Origin of the sequence: Nostoc sp. PA-18-2419 (assembly GCF_005869855.1) — a bacterium.
Taxonomy (GTDB): domain Bacteria; phylum Cyanobacteriota; class Cyanobacteriia; order Cyanobacteriales; family Nostocaceae; genus Nostoc.
Genome location: NZ_SZNH01000002.1, coordinates 372,703 through 392,249 on the forward strand (window position 1 = coordinate 372,703; position 19,547 = coordinate 392,249).

19 protein-coding genes and 1 tRNA gene are annotated in these 19,547 nt (G+C 38.7%); 11 read left to right on the forward strand and 9 right to left on the reverse strand.

Annotated features, from left to right (window positions below; all coding sequences use genetic code 11):
* Positions 1 to 11: 11 nt before the first annotated feature.
* Positions 12 to 557 (reverse strand): hypothetical protein, encoded by a 546-nt coding sequence (locus tag FCR06_RS03435; RefSeq protein ID WP_138497448.1) that lies wholly within the window; start codon positions 555 to 557, stop codon positions 12 to 14.
* A 406-nt stretch (positions 558 to 963) separates the two neighbouring features.
* Positions 964 to 2,850: an ATP-dependent zinc metalloprotease FtsH2 gene (gene ftsH2, locus FCR06_RS03440; protein ID WP_138497449.1), complete on the reverse strand. Its 1,887-nt coding sequence runs from the start codon at positions 2,848 to 2,850 to the stop codon at positions 964 to 966.
* Positions 2,851 to 3,084: 234 nt separating this feature from the next.
* On the opposite strand from ftsH2, the gene FCR06_RS32380 reads away from it, so the two are divergent.
* Entirely contained in the window at positions 3,085 to 3,258 is a 174-nt protein-coding gene (locus tag FCR06_RS32380; protein ID WP_189523309.1) for a hypothetical protein, read from the forward strand.
* A gap of 34 nt (positions 3,259 to 3,292) precedes the next feature.
* On the opposite strand, the gene FCR06_RS03445 is transcribed toward FCR06_RS32380, so the two are convergent.
* A complete protein-coding gene (locus FCR06_RS03445; RefSeq protein WP_138497450.1) occupies positions 3,293 to 3,784 on the reverse strand; it encodes a hypothetical protein in 492 nt (163 codons plus the stop codon).
* Between the two features lie 35 nt (positions 3,785 to 3,819).
* Here FCR06_RS03445 and FCR06_RS03450 point away from each other — a divergent pair, with 35 nt between their 5' ends.
* A complete protein-coding gene (locus FCR06_RS03450) occupies positions 3,820 to 4,011 on the forward strand; it encodes a hypothetical protein (RefSeq protein ID WP_138497451.1) in 192 nt (63 codons plus the stop codon).
* A 92-nt stretch (positions 4,012 to 4,103) separates the two neighbouring features.
* Here FCR06_RS03450 and gltX read toward each other — a convergent pair whose 3' ends face one another.
* From gltX to FCR06_RS03480, 6 genes are all read right to left on the reverse strand, one after another.
* Positions 4,104 to 5,549, reverse strand: coding sequence for a glutamate--tRNA ligase (gene gltX / locus FCR06_RS03455; RefSeq protein WP_138497452.1), 1,446 nt, complete (start codon positions 5,547 to 5,549; stop codon positions 4,104 to 4,106).
* Between the two features lie 176 nt (positions 5,550 to 5,725).
* Positions 5,726 to 5,799: transfer RNA gene (locus FCR06_RS03460), tRNA-Asp, on the reverse strand.
* Positions 5,800 to 5,977: 178 nt separating this feature from the next.
* The gene (locus FCR06_RS03465; protein WP_138497453.1) at positions 5,978 to 7,504 is read right to left on the reverse strand and encodes a serine/threonine protein kinase; all 1,527 of its coding nucleotides are present in this window, start codon (positions 7,502 to 7,504) and stop codon (positions 5,978 to 5,980) included.
* A 99-nt stretch (positions 7,505 to 7,603) separates the two neighbouring features.
* Positions 7,604 to 9,220: a serine/threonine protein kinase gene (locus tag FCR06_RS03470; protein WP_223280023.1), complete on the reverse strand. Its 1,617-nt coding sequence runs from the start codon at positions 9,218 to 9,220 to the stop codon at positions 7,604 to 7,606.
* Between the two features lie 326 nt (positions 9,221 to 9,546).
* The gene (locus FCR06_RS03475; RefSeq protein WP_138497454.1) at positions 9,547 to 10,731 is read right to left on the reverse strand and encodes an esterase-like activity of phytase family protein; all 1,185 of its coding nucleotides are present in this window, start codon (positions 10,729 to 10,731) and stop codon (positions 9,547 to 9,549) included.
* 255 nt (positions 10,732 to 10,986) lie between these two features.
* A complete protein-coding gene (locus FCR06_RS03480) occupies positions 10,987 to 12,447 on the reverse strand; it encodes a TM0106 family RecB-like putative nuclease (RefSeq protein ID WP_138497455.1) in 1,461 nt (486 codons plus the stop codon).
* A 144-nt stretch (positions 12,448 to 12,591) separates the two neighbouring features.
* Between FCR06_RS03480 and FCR06_RS03485 the strand changes: the two genes are divergently transcribed.
* The 9 genes from FCR06_RS03485 to FCR06_RS03520 all read left to right on the forward strand — a co-directional run bounded on the left by FCR06_RS03485 (position 12,592) and on the right by FCR06_RS03520 (position 19,495).
* A complete protein-coding gene (locus tag FCR06_RS03485; RefSeq protein ID WP_138497456.1) occupies positions 12,592 to 13,785 on the forward strand; it encodes an aminotransferase class V-fold PLP-dependent enzyme in 1,194 nt (397 codons plus the stop codon).
* Positions 13,786 to 13,862: 77 nt separating this feature from the next.
* A complete protein-coding gene (locus tag FCR06_RS03490; RefSeq protein ID WP_138497457.1) occupies positions 13,863 to 14,945 on the forward strand; it encodes a glycosyl transferase in 1,083 nt (360 codons plus the stop codon).
* 522 nt (positions 14,946 to 15,467) lie between these two features.
* Complete coding sequence (locus FCR06_RS03495) at positions 15,468 to 15,650, forward strand: hypothetical protein (RefSeq protein WP_138497458.1); 183 nt, start codon at positions 15,468 to 15,470, stop codon at positions 15,648 to 15,650.
* Positions 15,651 to 15,729: 79 nt separating this feature from the next.
* Positions 15,730 to 16,143, forward strand: a complete 414-nt coding sequence (locus FCR06_RS03500) for a secondary thiamine-phosphate synthase enzyme YjbQ (RefSeq protein WP_138497459.1) — start codon at positions 15,730 to 15,732, stop codon at positions 16,141 to 16,143.
* Between the two features lie 251 nt (positions 16,144 to 16,394).
* A complete protein-coding gene (locus tag FCR06_RS03505) occupies positions 16,395 to 17,144 on the forward strand; it encodes a hypothetical protein (RefSeq protein WP_138497460.1) in 750 nt (249 codons plus the stop codon).
* 34 nt (positions 17,145 to 17,178) lie between these two features.
* The gene (locus tag FCR06_RS03510; protein ID WP_138497461.1) at positions 17,179 to 17,967 is read left to right on the forward strand and encodes a Nif3-like dinuclear metal center hexameric protein; all 789 of its coding nucleotides are present in this window, start codon (positions 17,179 to 17,181) and stop codon (positions 17,965 to 17,967) included.
* 296 nt (positions 17,968 to 18,263) lie between these two features.
* A complete protein-coding gene (locus tag FCR06_RS03515; protein WP_138497462.1) occupies positions 18,264 to 18,482 on the forward strand; it encodes a hypothetical protein in 219 nt (72 codons plus the stop codon).
* 327 nt (positions 18,483 to 18,809) lie between these two features.
* The gene (locus tag FCR06_RS32385) at positions 18,810 to 18,968 is read left to right on the forward strand and encodes a hypothetical protein (protein ID WP_223280024.1); all 159 of its coding nucleotides are present in this window, start codon (positions 18,810 to 18,812) and stop codon (positions 18,966 to 18,968) included.
* A gap of 215 nt (positions 18,969 to 19,183) precedes the next feature.
* A complete protein-coding gene (locus FCR06_RS03520; protein ID WP_138497463.1) occupies positions 19,184 to 19,495 on the forward strand; it encodes a DUF6679 family protein in 312 nt (103 codons plus the stop codon).
* Positions 19,496 to 19,547 lie beyond the last annotated feature (52 nt).

Sequence of the window (19,547 nt, forward strand, 5' to 3'; positions counted from 1 at the left end):
GATGTCTAAAATCAACTACATCCTTCCACATATTCAACTTCAGGTAGTTTACCAGACCGAAACTGAGTCACACGCTTGCCATCAGTCTCAAATACTACACGATATTTTTGGTCAGATTGCTCTTTTGGTACAAATGTCAAGTAGTGGCCACCTTGGACATATTTATGAGGAGTAACTTGAATTTGTCCTGGGTAGAGGGACTCGATCCGCGCTTCCGTATCGCCAATTTTTGCACCTTTTAAAGTAGTAATTTGGCTATTTTTCCAGACATCTACTCTAGAAATACGACCTTTTGTTAGCATAAATCTAAGATTTTTTGGTTCCGATTCTGGCTTCAGGTAATAGCAACTGTTATTCGGTGAATCTCCAACTAATTGAGTACCAGCAGCTTTCCTTGCTTGAGAGGCAGTCATTCCAACTTGAACCGAACCAATACCATTAATAGACAATTTTGATTTATTTGTAAGTTTTGTCTGGGCGATGACTGCTCCTACAGTTATAGATGAAAGAGCAAGAGTTAAGGTTGCAAGAGTTAATAATTTAGCTTTACTATTCATTTGCTGCAAATAAAAACGGGTAGATATTCATCTACAAGAGCTATGTTGTCAGTTTCGGATTTTTATTTGGTTATATGCAATCACTTTTGTGATTTTGGTATGAGTAGAGATATTTGTGTTGATATCTAACTGGACTGGAGTTTAGACTACTGCAACCTGAGTTACTCTTAAATCAGTGGCGACAAACGAGCTGTGAAACTAATCAAACACAGGCGCTTAAACTATATCGAAAAGCATTGCTTCCATTAAAATCGTTTTACCTCCTGCCTCCTGCCTTCTGCCTCCTGCCTCCTGCTATATCAAAATTTATACGATCGCATTCCATAAAAAAAATGAGAATGGTATGTGCCATCCTCATTTAATTTTTTGCTCATTTGTAGGTATTAGCCTAAAAAAGAGTTAACTATTACAGTTGTGGTACGTACTGCTGTTTCTCTGGTACTTCAGCGTACTCAGCCACAATTTGACGGAATTCTTCACCGTCAATGGTTTCTTTTTCGATGAGCAAATCTACTAAGCGATCAGTGACGGTACGATGGTCGCGGATAATCTTCTTAGAATTTTCGTAGCAATCTTCGACGATCGCTCTAACTTGAACATCTATCCGAGAAGCGATCGCTTCAGAATACTCAGATCGGGTTGTCCAGTCACGACCCAAGAACACTTCTCCCTGTTGACTTTCCAGCGACAGTGGCCCTAAATCAGACATCCCAAACCGAGTTACCATTTGCCGCGCCATTCCTGACAACTGTTGTAAATCTCCACCAGCGCCAGTGGTTACTTCCGCAGGGCCAAAAATCACCTCTTCGGCGGCGCGACCACCCAAAGCACCAGTAATCCTTGCTTTTAATTGGGAACGAGAAATTAACCCTTGTTCTTCGTCGGGAGTAAACCAGGTCAAACCTTGTGCTTGTCCGCGTGGAATCAAGGTAACTTTTTGCACTGGGTCATGGTCTTTTAACAAAGTCCCTACCAAAGCATGTCCAATTTCATGGTAGGCAATTAAGCGCTTGCTCTTGCTGTCTACCAATGGAGTACCTTCCATCCCAGCAACTACCCGATCCACTGCATCATCAATTTCGCGGATCGTGACACCTTCTTTGCGTCTTCTAGCGGTGAGAATTGCTGCTTCGTTGAGTAAGTTGGCTAAATCAGCACCAGTGAATCCGGGAGTGCGGCGAGCGATCGCTTCTAAGGATACGCTAGGATCTAGTTTCTTGTTGCGCGCGTGAACTTGTAAGATTTCCAAACGCCCTTTAATATCGGGTGAATCTACTGTTACTTGGCGGTCAAAGCGACCAGGACGCAACAACGCTGAGTCTAATACGTCGGGACGGTTGGTAGCAGCAATAATAATGATGCCTGTGTTACCTTCAAACCCATCCATCTCAGTCAGCAGTTGGTTGAGAGTTTGTTCTCTTTCGTCGTTACCGCCACCGATACCAGCACCCCGTTGTCTACCCACAGCGTCGATTTCATCGATGAAGATGATACAGGGAGCGTTATCTTTAGCTTTCTTGAACAAATCGCGGACGCGGGATGCACCCACACCAACGAACATTTCCACGAATTCCGAACCAGAAATACTGAAGAAAGGTACGCCTGCTTCGCCAGCGATCGCTTTTGCTAATAAAGTTTTACCAGTTCCAGGAGGCCCGACTAACAGCACTCCTTTGGGAATGCGTGCGCCCACAGCGGTAAATCTTTCTGGCTGTTTGAGGAAGGTGACAACTTCTTGGAGTTCTTCCTTGGCTTCTTCAATTCCAGCTACGTCATCAAATTTGACTCCGGTTTTTGCCTCCATTTGGAAGCGGGCGCGGGATTTGCCGAAGTTCATTGCTTGACCTGGGCCGCCAGGAAGGTTGCTAGAACGCCGGAACAAAAAGAATAATCCAGTAATCAATAAAATTGGAAATACCAGATTGCCCAATAATCCCCAAATTGCGCCATCATTCCGCATGGGGTGAGCATCAAAACTAATTCCCTTTTCTTTAAGCTTGCTAATTAACTCAGGGGCGTTAACGGGCAGATCCACCCGCCACCTTTGGATGTGATTTTCAATATCTGGGTCGCGGGCTTCTAAAATTGCTGTCCTACCGCCTTCATACAGATCCACACTGGTGACGCGATCGGCATCCAAGTATTCCAGGAAGCGACCATAGGTCATCCGAGTGTTGGCTGCATTTTTACTCATATCCGCAGGCGCACCTGCAAAAGCCCCTTGCCAGAAGAAAAAGCCAATTACCAAAGCAGGCAAGGTCCAGAGTACCAGGACTTTCCAAGAGAATTTCATCTTAATTTGCCTCTAGATGCCTATACAACTCATTAGCCTTCGCAACCGAATGGTCTATCATTCTGTCACTTTGAGGCCTTAAACGGATGTTCATAAATCCATTTTGTTTAATTTGACTTCTGATATGCACTGTCATACAAGCTCTAGGCTATTATGGCGATGCCAACAAGAATCTTAATTAAAGTTAACTTAATTTTAATACAATATTGCACGAGAAAAGAAAGAGGAAATGGAGTGGAAAGACAAAGAGATAACCACACAAGTCACCAGCGCCGACTTGTGGCGCTGGTGAACTATCTCCTAAGTGAGTCAGACGCTCTTGCTAGCTTGCTTAACAGCAGGGGTACACAGAACAAGGAGAACAACTCCTCACCAAACAAGACAGCAAACGTCTTTGGTAAGGCTTAACAGTCATCAGTTAACAGTCAATACTTCCAATGCCCTACTTAACTTCTGTAATTTGTAAAGTGTAAGGAAGATACTTGCCTTTCTCGTAAGAACCAACCCAAATTTGGTAAGTTCCAGCTAGCCACTCACCAACAATGCCAGCATTCTTACCATTAAAATCGTCATTGCACCAAGTGCCACCCGGTCCCTTAATAATTATGGTAGTGTCTTCAGGGCTTTGAACTTGTAGCTTGAGGTAGTCAAATTTACTTGTTAATACTAATGTGTGGTCTGTTGTTTCATCAACAAATCCAGTACAAGGACCGGTGACTGTTTCAGTTCTACCAGCTACTTGATTGGCAGATATTGAGCCACCACTCATCCCACGAACTGTTAGTGGGTCTGGGGAAAACTGAGGGCTAATAGTAAGATCTCCAAATATCGTTGGCGCTTCTTGGGCATCAGTTATGACATTAACTGAAGTGATGAAGAGCGTAACTATCATCAACGATAATCTCATCCCTCTTTTGAGCGCTTTTGTCGGCATTGTAATTAGGTTTGCTTCTAAGTGTTTTTGAAGACATGGATTTTACACACCAAGTTCCCAATATGAGGAGAATTGACTACCTGTTTGAGTTTAAAGAGGGAATGGGAGAGTGGGGAGTTACTAAGCCCGGTTGGGGCGGGGTGTGGGGTGTGGGGGAAGAGATAGCCCTAACAATCCAAGAGTTACAAGCCCCGTCATCAAAGACGATTGCATTGGTAGAGTTCTAAGCTCTAAAAACGTGCCATTTTTACACTCAGCTACACCCTACCCTCAACACCTTATTGCTGACATCTCCCTACTTCCCACTCTGTTATAATTGCTAATTGACTTGCGTTATTGCTGTACTTAAGCGCGGTCGATCCAAACCAATTTGATTGAGTAGTAACCAAGATTCGATGAGGTCAGGACCATGAACGTCTCCAGTTAAAGCTGCTCTGAGCGATCGCATTACTAAGCCTTTTTTGACTTTTTGCTCTTTGACGACTTGTTTAATGATGTCCTGAGCAGATTCCTGTGAGAGTTGTGGCTGGTTTTGCAAAGCTGTGACAATCCCCTCTAGGACAGCAGCAGAACCTTCTTGCTTAAGTTGTGTATTGGCTTCGTCGCTAAATTCAACTGTGTCGCTGAAAAACAATTGACTCATACCTACAGCATCTACCAATCGAGTCAAGCTTTGGCTAATTAAAGCTACTAGTTGTTCTAACCAAGGGCGAGTGCGTCCACCATCAAATTTATACCCAGCTGCTTGCCAATAGGGTATGAGTAAATCTGTGAGTTGCTCTACAGGCATATTGTGAATATATTGACTGTTTAACCAATCCAGCTTGTCCCAGTCAAATTTTGCACCTGCTTTATTTACCCGCTCAAAGCTAAATTCCTTGGCTGCTGTTTCTAAGGTAAATATTTCTTGAGTTGAATCTGGCGGCGACCAACCAAGTAATGTCATGTAATTCACCAAGCCTTCGGCGGTAAAACCCATTTGCTGAAAGTCAGAAATGGAAGTGACGCCATCCCGCTTGGAAAGCTTGCGTCCATCCTTGTTTAAAATCAGTGGCGAGTGGGCAAACTCTGGAATTTTTGCCCCTAAAGCTTCATACAACAAAATTTGCTTGGCTGTATTGGCGATGTGGTCTTCTCCGCGAATCACATGGGTGATTTGCATATCTATATCATCCACTACAACTACAAAGTTGTATAAAGGTTGACCGCTTTCCTCTTCTGAGGCGCGCGCGATCACCATATCACCACCTAAATCACTACCTCGCCAAGACATTTTTCCACGCACTAAGTCATTCCAGACAATTTCCCGCTCATCTTCGATTTTGAAGCGAATCACAGAAGAACGACCTTCTGCTTCAAAAGCGGCGCGTTGTTCTGGGGTGAGGTTGCGGTGACGATTGTCATAGCGGGGAGCTTCACCTCTAGCTTTCTGAGCTTCTCGCAGAGCCTCTAGTTCTTCGGCACTAGTGTAACAGCGATAAGCTAATCCTTCATCTAGCAGTTTTTGTACTGCTCGTTTATAAAGATCCAGGCGTTGGGATTGAAAAAATGGCCCTTCATCCCAGTTCAGTCCTAGCCAGCGCAGTCCTTCAAGGATATTTTCAGTGTATTCAGGACGCGATCGCTCTAGGTCTGTGTCTTCTATTCTGAGAATGAACTTTCCACCGTGGTGGCGGGCAAATAACCAGTTAAATACACCTGTTCTCGCTGAACCAATATGTAAATTTCCAGTCGGACTCGGCGCAAGACGTACTCTGACAGTCACAGTTAATTCTCTCTTTTACAAAGCATGAATAAATGTAGCTTATATTTAAACTCTAAGCCCTGAGTCCTTAGAGATACGATTCCTCACGTCTGTACTGAGTTATCACAATACCAAATGACTCAGTTAAATTCGTCTAACAGTCAGCAATTAACACTTAATGGTTAATGATTTTAAAACGGGACTGACGGGGCTCGAACCCGCAACTTCCGCCGTGACAGGGCGGTGCTCTAACCAATTGAACTACAGTCCCTTGATGGCAACTTTGCTATTATCGCTATTTTTTTTGTAATTGTCAAGTGTTTTTGAGCCAATGAGGAAATATTTTTGGTTGGTCTTTTCAAGGGTTGCTGACTGATAACTGTTAACAGTAAACAGTGGTATATTTTTTACTTATCAGTCCCTAGTTTGACCTGTAAATGGGTTAGTTCTTAAACAGACCCGGATAATACAACTTGAGGCTTTGATTCTAGATGTTGCAATATCCGGGATTGGATTTGTGTATACTGCTGCTTTAATAGCTGTTTACTCAAGTGGGGTTGAGAAGTGGGTGGTAGGTTCTGACTTTGTTCGACCCAAGTTTTTAACATTTGCCGTTGAGTTGGATCAATACGACTGCTGAGAACATTAGCACAGGAATGTGGTGCTTCTAGACTAAAGAAAATCAACGGGTAACGTTCATTTTCAGCCAATAAACTCACCAACTTACGATTTTGAAGATTTTGCATATCTAAGTAGCAGGGTAGCCACTTAGGGGCTAGTTCCCGATGATAGAGTACAGTCACCCACAACAGCATTGGGTGCGGAGATGTCATAAAAATAAATTGATTGTAACGGTTAGCAAGAGCATAGTTTTTGATTTCTAATTTTGGTAGCATCAACCACAGTGTTGCTAAAGATTTTTGTCCGGTGTCTACAAGCTGGGGAAAAACAATTTCTTGAATTGGTTTATTTTCAGGCCAGGAAAGTTGCCGAGTGGTTTGTTCCAATATGATTGTTAAGCCAGAATCTAAGGGACGGCTGAGGATAGATCTTGAAGCTAGAGTTGTAGGTAAACTCGGACAATTAGATTGTTCTAAACTATTAATAACTTGTAAAACTTGAGCAATATTTTGTGGGCGATCGCTTGCTTTTTTAGCCAGACAAGCCATGATTAAATTATTGAGTTTTTGAGTTAATCTCAGAGTGGGTTTTACATCTGCGATCATCTTTGGTGGTTCAAAGTGATGGGCTTTATACCAAGCACCAAAGTAGTCAGTTTCCGGTTGCCAAGGTTTTTTGCCTGTGAGCATTTCAAACATTATCACACCCAAGCTATAAATATCAGAACGACTATCTAATTTTTCCCCATCTAATTGTTCTGGAGAACAATAAGGCAAAGTTCCATTAAACCCTCTACTTGTACTAGCTGTTGATGTATAATCTAAAAATTTAGCAATACCAAAATCTAAAATTTTAACTAAATGACCCAATATTGGATCGGGAATAACTAATATATTTGCAGGTTTAATATCTCTATGAACTAACGGACAAATTTTCCCATCAATATTAATACCTTGATGGGCACACTGTAAACCCAAACAAATTTGTCGGCAGATAGTCAAAAACATCGGCAAGGATAACGGAATTAAATCCTTTAAACTCTTCCCGGATAAATATTCCATAACGTAGTATGGTTTTCCTTTGTCACTGACACCATAATCATACGCTCGCACAATATGTACGCTTTTTTGACTCAAAGCTGCACTCATTAAAGCTTCACGAGTAAAATCTTGTTGCATTTTGCTATCAATAACAGTTTGAGTCAAAAACTTGACAGCAACTGGTGTCCCGCCTAACAAAATATCATTTGCTAAAAAAACTTCCCCCATACCACCGCTGCCAATTAATTGCTTTAGTTGATAACGATTGGCAAGCAAGCCCGTACTAATTGGAGATGCAAATGGGCTTTGATTCACTTTAATAACCTCTGCTCCTTAGTATATTTATAATTAATAATACAAAAATAAAATATTATTGAAATTAGGCAATAGTTTTTAAATAATAAAAATTAAATATTAACGAAATGATAAAAACTTAAAAACCATTTCCCAAAATTTTGTCACTCTCTTCTTTAAAGTTTCTTTTTCAGATGTTTGCTTGGAAATTAACTTTCTTAAAATATTTACTTTTAGCTTTTCATACTCTATCTTCAGAAGATTTTTGGCTTCATTAGGTAAAATTGATTCATTTAATTGTTGACTGACATTTAACCAATCTATAAGTTGCTGCCGTTGGTTTGCAGTGAGACTTAAAGTTGTGACATGAGAACAACGGTTGGGTTCTTCTAAAGGGAAAAATAGTAAATGATAATAACCTACTTCTGCTAAACTACGTGCTATATTTTGCCCTTTATAATCTTTCAAATCCAAAAAATAAGGTAACCATTTTGTTAGAGAAGGCTCAGCATCATACAGCACTGTTACCCACAATAACATTGGATATATGTTTATTTTAGTGAGAAATTCTGTGCCATGTACTTTATCTAAAAATTTTACAATTTCTTGTTTAGGTAGCATTGCCCAAAAAGTTGGTATAGTTCTTTGAGGAGTATGTAATAAATGAGGAAATCCAATTGGTGCAACTGGTTTTTTTTTCGGCCATTTTTTTTGTAAACACTCTTTTTCTGATAAAAATGTAGCCGGAACTAATTGCACAGGTAATGATGTTTCGATACTTTCATTACTACTAATATTAGTATCTATAAGCTGGCTATTTACCTTTGCTAATTCGTTTAATATTTGGTTAATATCTTGAGGGCGCTCGCTTACTTCCTTAGCTAAACAACTCATTAAAACTTTTTGTAGTAGCTGGGGTATTTTTACTTGAGGATTTACTTCTTCAACTAGAGGTGGCATTTGGAAACGATGCGCTTGATACCAACTGCCAAATGAGTTACTTTTTGTCTGAAATGGATGTTTACCTGTTAGCATTTCAAACATTAATACTCCTAAACTATAAATATCAGAGCGGATATCTAACAGTTTGCGTCCTTCCATATGTTCTGGAGAACAATAAGGCAAACTGCCGATAAAAGAATCTGTTAGAGTCATGCCACTTCGCTCTGTTAAAAACTTGGCAATTCCAAAATCGAGGATTTTGACAATTTCTCCTTTTCCATCTTGATTCAGAAATATATTTTCTGGTTTGATATCCCTGTGAACAATCGGATAAATTTCTCCTTTAAGGCTAATACCTTGGTGGGCACATTGTAAACCCAAACAAATTTGATGAGTAATCTCTAAAAACTTGGATATTGTTAAAGGTTGGACTTTTAAAATCTGTTTGAGATTTTTGCCTTGAAGATATTCCATTACATAAAAGGGAATTTTATCCTCAGTCACACCGTAACTTAAAATGCGAACAATATGTTTACTTTTACGACCTAATTGAGCGCCAATAAAAATCTCTCTGGCAAAGCGTTGAGACATTTGCTGGTTAGCTAAACTGAGTGATAAAATTTTGACTGCGATCGCCATCCCACCTTTAGCAGTATCTTCTGCTAGATAAACTCTACCCATTCCTCCTTTACCAATCAAATCTCTGATTAAATAACGATTATTTAAAAATTGTCCAATGTAATTGTCTAACTCTACTTTTTGCTCTATCATATTCTCAATTTTTTTTGATTTCATAAAAATAAATTATTAAAAATATTATTGGCAAAGTATTTAAGTAGGTTTAATTAACTAGAAATTTTTATTATAAAAAATTGAGAATCATTCGAGTTCAGAACATAATAGTTTTAGAAGCTCCTCTAAAAACTTTTTCTTAAATATTGAGCGCTTATCTGCAAAAGTTCTTAAACATTATGTAACATATTTTTTAAGAAACACGGCTGAGAAATTACACTGAAAGTATAAATAAGCTAGATAAAATTACCCGGTATATTCCGTGAATACACAGTAATAACCAGGAAAAAGCAAATAGCAGTAAAAGTAATTACTTAAACTCTGTATGGTTAAGGATTGAGATTTGGCAGGAAACGGTGTAAAAATCTAATTAGTGGTGTTTCAATTTTGATTTTAAAAGCTAAGAATTCGGTGCGTTCGATGGAGTTAAAATTGTTGTCACTAACAAGAATTAATGAGCGCTGTCCATCAGTTAACTTAGGTCCAAAAGTTAAGCCTTCAATATTATCTAGAGCTACATCTAGAGTTCTCAAATCTAATAAGAGTTTTTTATGAACTGGTTTAATATTTTTGGAGTTAACTGCTAAAAGGCTATCAATCTTGTGAATATCATCAGCTCCATCTAAAGAAAATTGGAACAGATAAACAGCAAATCCTATACCAGTAAAAGACCGTTCTAAACTTAAGAAGTGTCCTTGATTATCAAGAGCAAGTAAATCAGGTAATCCACTAGCAAACTTACCCGTCAGATTCAAAAACGGTGCTACTGGTTGAGTTTGGTAAAGAAATTCCTGTTCTGGCTGCTTGCTGAATAAGTTATATTGCAAAATTCGACAAGGACTACCAATGTTAGGTTGAGCAGCTGAACCATCTTGAATTAGAGCATTTTCTGTAGCTGTGAATAGATGCTTTTGATCGGGTGTGATGGTGAGGCTTTCAAAAGCCAAATTGTTACGAATACCTTGTTGACGATTTTTATCTGGCAAAAACTTGTTTGGTATGGCAAGTGTTGTAATTTCTCTACCAGAAGAGAGTGAGAATTCTTTTATAAAAGGATTAATTAATTTATTAACATCGCCTTCAGAAGAAATAAATACAGAACCTTTATTAGTTAAAGCTATGCCTTCTGTATCAGTTTGACCAGGAAGAAATTTTTCACCATTTTCATTTAATAAGGTGGTAACATTAACAATAGTAATTCCATTTTTTTGTAAATAACCCTTACTTAAGTCAATTTTTAAAGTATAGAAACGGGTATTACCTTTTTGTCCCCGGTCATCAGAAATAGCATAATAAAGATTATTTTTGGCATCATAGGTGATTCCAGATAAACCTCCAACTTCAGTTTTTTTGAAAATTAATTTTTTTGGGAAAGTAACTTCTCCAATAAATTTTATACTACTGATTTCAACGGCGTTTGATGGTAAGTTTGTGAAGAAGAGACTAATAATTAGAATTGGGATGAAAAAGTAAATAATTTGTGGAAATACAAAAACTTTTTTAATTAACCGCATAGAAAGCTATTGCTAAATTATAAAATGGACTGGATAATCATATCCAAAATTATGTCCGAGAGTATTACCCACAGACAAATTTTGTCACAATTTCCTAGTACTCAGTAGTTTGTACCTTTTACTTTAGTAAAATTGGGAATGGAGAGTAGAAATTTCTAAATTATCTCAATGAGATACGAATTGCTCATTAGTCATTATTCATCGATTATTTCTTCTACACCCTCCATCTCCCCACTCCCTACTATGAATCATTAACTAAGCAAGTTGCCAAGCATATTCATCGTCAAAAAACTGAACCAGCCAGTCTTTGACTACCCTAGTGGCACGACAGTCATCTTCATTGTAGCTTTGGATACTTTCTAATAAAGTGCGATCGCCTGTTTTTAACCATTGCTCATACCAGTAAATACATTTAGCGCCATTAGCTTCTTTGTCACGCCACTCAAATCCTAACCAACGAGCGATCGCTTTCAGGGCATAGCTTTCTACAGGCAATGCGACACTTTGGGTTAATTGTTCGTATATATCGACAAATCTATTTAGTACAGGACGCACACTGGAGTAAGGAGTATTATAAAGCTTTGCCAGCCGTTTGACTGTATCAAACTCATAGACACAAAAATGATAAATTGGCGCTTGGGGATATTGCCAAACCAAATTTAAAAATTGCTGCCAAACTAATTCTTCGTCTTCTGGTTTATCTGCTAAAAAAGAATAAAATTTTTCTGTATTGGCAAGTCTATCAACCACTAAAACCCCCAACAGATAATTTAAATCCAAGTCTGGTTGCGCCTCAATATCAAAGTAAAGCTCTATCGGCGCTGTGAATGTAATATTTTCCTTTGGTAGGGGGTACGGTAAGATTAAAGGTCGTTTTTGGAGTACGGATTGAGCTTGCACTATCAGCTTTGGCGCTACTTCATTATCAAAACCAACCAGGTTTTCCAGAATGGTGGGACTAGTGTTGGCGAGAGATTCGAGTGTAGTTATGTCTAAGGCTTGCAGTTGAGCATAGCGAATGGGTGTTACGCCTGGTAACAGTGAGAGATGCTGCTGAGTTTGAGCGATCGCATAACATTGACTATACCAATGACAAAGATTGCACTTTTGCCGAGAAATAAACACCTCTGGTGGATTTGGTAAATTTAAAACTTGAATAAATTCCTCCAGAATTTGCTGCATCTGCGGCGTCCATTTAAACAAATCCACCGCATAACTAGTGTTTTTAGTTCGCAAAATCAGCAAAGCTGTTTCCGGTATAACTCCTTGGACTGTTGCCAACACTTGGGCATGAAATGCAGCCACAACTTGATATTCTTGTTTGGGACGCTTACCGAGTTCAATACTAGCCGGGACATACATCCAATCTCCAAAAAGAGATTGTCCTGGCTGTTTAACGAGTAAATTTGGACGACTCAGTAAGGTGTATCCTTCAGAATAAGTTGCTAACAACACTCCTTTATAGATGTACTCAACCCCTCGTTGCATCAATTCTAAAGTTGCCTTTTGTGCCGCTTTCCAGTTTCCAGATGGATAATCTGGCTGGTGATAAGTCAGCTGAGCTAAATTACTCAGTTGATGAGCGATTTTGTCCTGTTGTAGTTTAAAAAGCAGTTCATTAGGAGCATCACGCTGACTTTTGTCACCGTGAATATCTAAAAAAGGTCGGCGTTTACAGCGTTGGTATTGCAGTAGGAGTTCAGCATTAATTAGCATTTCTTTAAGTTAACAACAATTAGCACTCTCTGGGAGTAACTCAGATAATTAATAGTGGAGGGGCAGGTGAGGACGCTCTGACGCAGAGAATAAATAATGACCAATGACTAATAACTAATCCAAAATCTAAAATCCAAAATTGGTATGATCACTAGTTCTGTTGCACTAACCAGGTTGCATCGCCATCGAGAGCAATTTCCCGCTTTAGCAAATAAGGCTTATTTCAATTATGGGGGGCAAGGGCCGATGCCCCAAAAAGCAATGGATGCTATCAGCCAAACTGAAGCTCATATTCAGCGTATAGGCCCTTTTGGTTATGAGGTGTATCGCTGGAGCAAGCCACAAGTCGAAGCTGCAAGAGCTGCGATCGCTTCGGAGTTACAGGTACCAACTGATACAATAACTCTGACTGAGAATGTCACTGTTGGCTGTAATATCGCTATGTGGGGTATAGAGTGGCGTGCTGGCGACCACATACTGCTCTCAGACTGCGAACACCCAGGCGTGATTGCCACAGCCCAAGAAATTGGCAGGCGATTCGCTACAGAAGTTACTACTTGTCCCTTGAAGGCGACTTTAAATGAAGGCGACCCTGTAAAAGTTATTAGCGAACACTTGCGCCCCAATACCCGCCTAGTAGTCTTGAGTCATGTTTTATGGAATACAGGTCAAGTTTTACCTTTAGATAAAATTGCTGAATTATGCCGAAATAATCATTCTGCACTCTTAATAGATGCTGCCCAATCTGTTGGTTTGTTGCCTTTAAATTTGACAGAATTGGGGGTAGATTTTTATGCTTTTACTGGTCATAAATGGTTATGCGGCCCTGCTGGTGCAGGTGGTTTGTATGTACGACCAGAAGCGCGAGAAAGTCTCAAACCGACATTTATTGGCTATAGTGGCATTGTTGTCGATAGTCAAGCTCAGCCTGTGGATTGGCTTCCAGATGGGCGAAGATATGAAGTTTCTACCATAGCTTATTCTTTGTATGTCGGGTTAGAGTCAGCGATCGCTATTCATCAGCAATGGGGTACTTCACAGGAACGTTACGAGCAAATTTGTCACAACAGTGAGTACCTTTGGCGACAGTTAACAGCATTAGCTGATGTTAAATGTCTACGAACTTCTCCACCAGAAAGCGGTATAGTCTCTTTTCAACTTACAAATAACCAGCCCCAAGCTAGTGCCAAATTAGTGCAATTTTTAGAGTCCCAAAAAATTTTAACTCGGACAATTGCCAGCCCTAACTGTATCCGTGCTACTGTCCATTACTTTACTTTAGAATCGGAAATCGACCAATTAATTGAGGCAATTGAAAGTTTTTGCCAAACTAATTAAGAGTTAATAACTAACAATTAGGAGTTGGAATTATAACTCTAACTCCTAATGACCAATGAAAAACTTTAAACTTAAAAATGGAACGCCCAATTTTATATTTAGCCATAACCAATCACGGCTTTGGTCATGCTACTCGTATGGCTTCTGTGGCTGCAACAATTCAAAAGTTATGTCCAGAAGTTCTGCTAATTATAGTGACCACTGCGCCACGTTGGTTGTTAGAGTGCTATATAGAAAACGATTTTATCTATCGTCCCCGTGCATTTGATTTAGGCGTGGTGCAAGCTGATAGTTTGACAATGGATAAAGCAGCGACTTTAGAAAAGTTGCTAGATATTAAAAAGCATCAAAATTCGTTAATTGCCTCAGAAGTCAATTTTATCCGTCAAAATCGCGTTAATCTCATCTTGGCAGATATTCCCTTTCTTGCTCCTGGCTTTGCCAAAGCTGCAAATATTCCCTGCTGGATGATGGGTAATTTTGGCTGGGATTTTATCTACCGAGATTGGGGAAGTGAATGGAACGCAGTTGCAGACTGGATTAGTGATTGGTATTCAAAGTGCGATCGCCTGTTTCGTCTCCCTTTCCACGAATCAATGAAGGCTTTTAACAATATTACGGATGTTGGCTTAACAGGTGGTTCTCCCCATTATTCTCTTGATGATTTACGCTCTATTTGGGGAATAACTACACCAGTCGAAAAAACAATTTTATTGACTTTTGGTGGCTTGGGTTTACAGCAAATTCCCTACGATTGTCTGCGGGAATTTTCAGATTGGCAATTCATTATTTTTGATCGATTTGCCCCTGATTTACCAAATTTAATAAAAATTAATGACTGTAAATACCGCCCTGTAGATTTTATGCCCATTTGTGGGCGAGTGGTTTCCAAACCTGGTTACAGTACTTTTGCTGAAGCTACAAAATTAGGAGTACCCATTATTACTCTTCCCCGTGAAGACTTTGCTGAAGCAAGTTTTTTAATAGAAGGTGTAACTAATTACAACCAACATCAAATTGTCACCCCTGCCGAGTTTTTTGCAGGAACTTGGGATTTTTTGGATGAATTACCCCAAGCACCAAAGCAATCCCAACCAATTTCTAAGGATGGTAATGAGGCGATCGCTCAGGCTGTGATTAATTATTTACAATCAAGTTAAAATTAATATGCGAAATCCAACAACAGACAAAACGTTGGAATTAACTGCTCAAAATATGCATTTAGTGCTTGAAATACAAAAACAAGAACATCAAATTTTAATCACTCAGATGAATATATTATTTCTCACAAATACAGCATTATTAAGTTTAATAACAATATTTAGACTTGTAACAAGATTTAGTATCTTAATTTTTTATAAGTACTTTTATTTATCGTTAATTTTTTGCCACTAATCTGGGCTTAATTGCCACACAAATTTTTGCTCAACCCCAATATATAAAAACCAAGAAGACCAATAAAAAAGAAAAGCTAAAATTAATAGATGATTATTTGATGCATTCACCTTAAGAATACCATTTACAGATGTCAGTGATTTAAGAAATATTTATAATAAGAACTAGAAACAAGTAAATGATATTTTCCTAATTTTTAAATATGTTAGTGGTATTACTGCTATAATTGCCTTGATTGTCTTGTTACATCAAGTAACAGWTTATTTCATTCCTGGTCTTGAAAAACTATGAATAGCAAGCAAGACAATATTGCATCTTCTCAAAAGAGTCTAAAAATAGCAGAACTGAATTTAAGTAATATTACAGCTTTGTCTCACAATCTACCTAACGCAAGTATTATTCCTGATGTCATAAAAGAATCTATGAAATGCATTGTTAAGGTTCTTGAGAAAAAATACTCAGTCGAATGAGAAACAGGGGACAAAACAACAACAAAATTAAGTAGCATCAACTGCTAATTAGTTTTTATTGACATCAATATTATTTAAAATGAATCACTACCAAAAATTATTAAGAATTACTACTGCTGGCAAATCTTTTTACAATATTACTAATAAGATTGAAGCGATCGTTGCAGAGTCGGGTGTTGAAACTGGTCTTTGTACTTTATTTTTACGCCATACTTCAGCAAGTTTAGTTATCCAAGAAAATGCCGATCCTGATGTTCTTGTAGATCTAGCTAATTTTATGGCAAAACTCGTGCCAGAATCAGCTAAATATATCCATGATGCTGAAGGCGCTGATGACATGCCAGCTCACATCCGTACAGCTCTCACCCACACTTCTGAACATATCCCCATTAATCGTGGTCATTTAGTATTAGGAACTTGGCAGGGAATTTATATTTGGGAACACCGCCAACGTAGTCATTCAAGAGAATTAGTTGTCCACATTTCTGGATAGCAATTTCTCAAATTGAATTTCTTGAAGGTCTAACTTTGTACAGTTTAAATACTCTAAATTTACAATATTATTGTAAATTTAGCTTTAATACCTATTTGAGAAAAATATCAACAGCGACCAGATATATATGTGAAATATGTATGTATCAGTTTGTAAATTAAAAATTAAGTTTATTTATAAGAGTTTAAAAATTCAATTAATTGAATATAAACTAATATTTAGTGTCAGCTGGCTGGGCTATTTCAATTACTATGAAGCAAGAACTAACATCAACTCATACTTTACAAATTATTGATAAGATACTTGCCCAGCACCATATTAAACTTTTATCACTTAATCCGAAAAAAAAAATAATTACCAGTTTTGCAGAATTGGGAAATTTGATTACTGAACAAGACATTGACATTCAAATTATCACAACTCTTCATGAAACCTTGGAATGTATAGTTTGTACTCAGTTGCAAAACTTTCCAGAAAACATCTTCTGGGATTTTGATTTTATGGTAAGTAGTATGCTGAGACAGGCTTTAGTAGCAGATGAAGGTGCTGTTGATTTTTTAAAAACTTTTGGAAAAAAGATGGTTTCTCTGACAGAGATGTTTGGAATTAATACTGAAATTCGCTTCCGTTATGTTCATGATTTTATATATGGGTTCGAGTGGGCAAGATGGGTACAAAAAGACCGAGAAAATCGTGTAAWTATAGAGCCTTTTAGCTTAGTKTTTTTGGATTATTTACTCAATAAAGGTAAGGAACTGATACAACGTATTAGTCACGGTCAAATTACTTGTTATAAACTGTGTGACACAGGCTACCGCAATCCTTTCTCCTTTTCTCGTGAACCAGAAGATGAATATCGTCTGCTAACTTATCTTGCCCAGGAAGAACTAATTCCTGTAGCAGTGTGGAACTGGAATGCTAGCCCTGTATGGAATAAACCTTTCCAGGAAATGCGGCAGCAGGTAGCATTAAAATTAGACATTCAACCACAGAAACACTGAGCAGCAATTAAAAATTACAACTTAAAGATTAATTATGAAAATTGCTGATTTAATTACTTGGTTTGAAGCATGGGCAAATCCAGCTTGGTGTGAAAGCTGGGATAATTGTGGCTGGCAGATTGAGCCAGGAGTGTTAGAGAAAAAAGTACGAGTATTGGTGTGTTTGACACCAACTTTAGCAGTAATGCACGAAGCGATCGCCTTAAATGCTAATCTAATTTTTGCCCATCATCCTCTGATTTTTACACCTCCCAAGTCCTTACGCACTGGTGAGGCGATCGCAGAAATGATACGCTTAGCTTTTACTCATAATATTGGCGTTTACACCGCCCACACCAATTTTGACCAAGTAGAGGATGGTACTGCTGATGTCTTGGCTCAGATTTTACAACTTAAACAAGTTACTCCCATAGTACCCACCCAACCAGGATTAGGATATGGTCGTGTTGGTATGCTAGAGCCATTGATGACGCTACAGGAACTTCTGACGGTAATTCAAACCCGACTAGCTCCCCCGAATTTAATTTTTTCTCCAACAGCTAACTTACAGCAAACTATTTCACAAGTTGCCGTTTTGGGTGGTTCGGGAGCCAGTTTTATTTCAAAAGTCAGCAAAACAGGCGCCCAAGCTTACCTGACTTCTGACTGCAAATTTCATCAATTTCAAGAAAGCCGTGATCGCAATCTCATTTTAATCGACGCAGGACACTATGCTACCGAACGTCCTGCTTGTGATCGCTTAGTGCAAAAATTCCAATCCTTGAATTTAGACTGGGTGCAATTGAGTCAAAAAGATGAGGATTTTCGCCAGTTTTTTGCTTGATTTTATTGATTTGACTATTATTTTGGCTGCTTATATAAAAATTTTACTATATTTTAATATTCTTAGATGAATGACCTAATTTCTCACTCCAAGTGCTAACAATTTTTTGTAATTATTTATATACGTAGTTGAAAAGATAAATGCACCAAAAACTTATATTTTCAGTCATTCTTGTGATTTAAATCACTCTGTATGTGTAACTATAATCACATGCTGTTAAGGTTTCATATCAATTAGCCGCACAGGGAAATGTTGCACACTGGACATAATAAATTGCTTACTCTGGCTTAATCAACATGATTCGCACAATTGTTGAATCTGCTTTCCAAACTGGATATCTTAGTGTTGAATCTGAAGGTTTACTCCATCAAGTGCTGGCTAAAAAATGCTATCAGTCAGAGGATTTGTCAGCCCTAGCAGCCTTATATGACGCAGTTCGCACAGGTCAAGTAAAACGAGAAGCATCCTCGTCCAATATGTTAATGGAATTACCCCTACCGCATAAATCTTGTTAAGAATAACACAATAACACTGAGCCAGATGTGGTTCGACTTCTCTACGATATGCTACGCGTAGCTTTAAGAGCAGGGATACGCTCACCAACCGGAGGATGAAGCAGCAAAAGGGGAAGTATCACTAAATCTTTCTTCTGTGCCAAGAACTGCCTCTTCCTTGCCCATATCCATGTCTGGCTCATTTTCCTCTACCTTGCTCAAGCAAAGACCTGAAAACTCAAAACTATTTGGGTGTTGTTATTGAAAATCATCAAGGTCAGCTTGAGAATGAGTTAAGATCAAATACACAGGGGTAAAAGTAAAGCCAAATCCCCGGACTTCTTAATAATGCCAATGACTACAAGTAGGCAAATTAAACAACCGCAATCACCGCTTGTTTTTCAGTATTATTTATTACATAATGGTAGAAACCACTCACCAGCAAATATTAACTTTGTGAGAAAAAATCCTGATTTGTTTGACTTCTATGAAGCAGGCATTCCCTAAAATCAGCCCGAGAGAGATTGACATTGGTAGAGCAACCATTGGCTGACAAACCAAAATCTCCTAGATTCTGACAACTACAAGCAAATCTTGATATTGGTTCATCAGACGTACTTGTTCTTAACCGTGAAATTAACCTCTTAAAGGTGTAATCTAATGGGGTCAAACCCAGATTTTGACAGGTTTAACTACGTTGTTTAAAAAGGCAGAAGCAGTACATGCTACACCGCAAGATTTATCAACTGTGTTGCGACGGGCGGGAGGTATGTGTTTTCTTGCGGGACCAGCAACGCTGGATTGAACGGGCCCGCATCATAGACATAGAGGGAGATTTAGTAACCCTACGCTATGAAACAGAAGAAGAGGATGAAATTTGTTCTTGGGAAGAAATGGTTCGCCTCGAGAGCATTGGTGCTGTAACCCAAAAATTGGCTTCAGTGCCACGCGGGAATGTGGAACCTCTTCTGACAGAGGATTGTCCGGAAGCTGAACGCATCCGCAATCATTACACTGATTCAAATCCTGAATAAAGGGTCATTGCTCATTGGTCATTAGTCATTAGTCATTTGCAAACAATAAAGC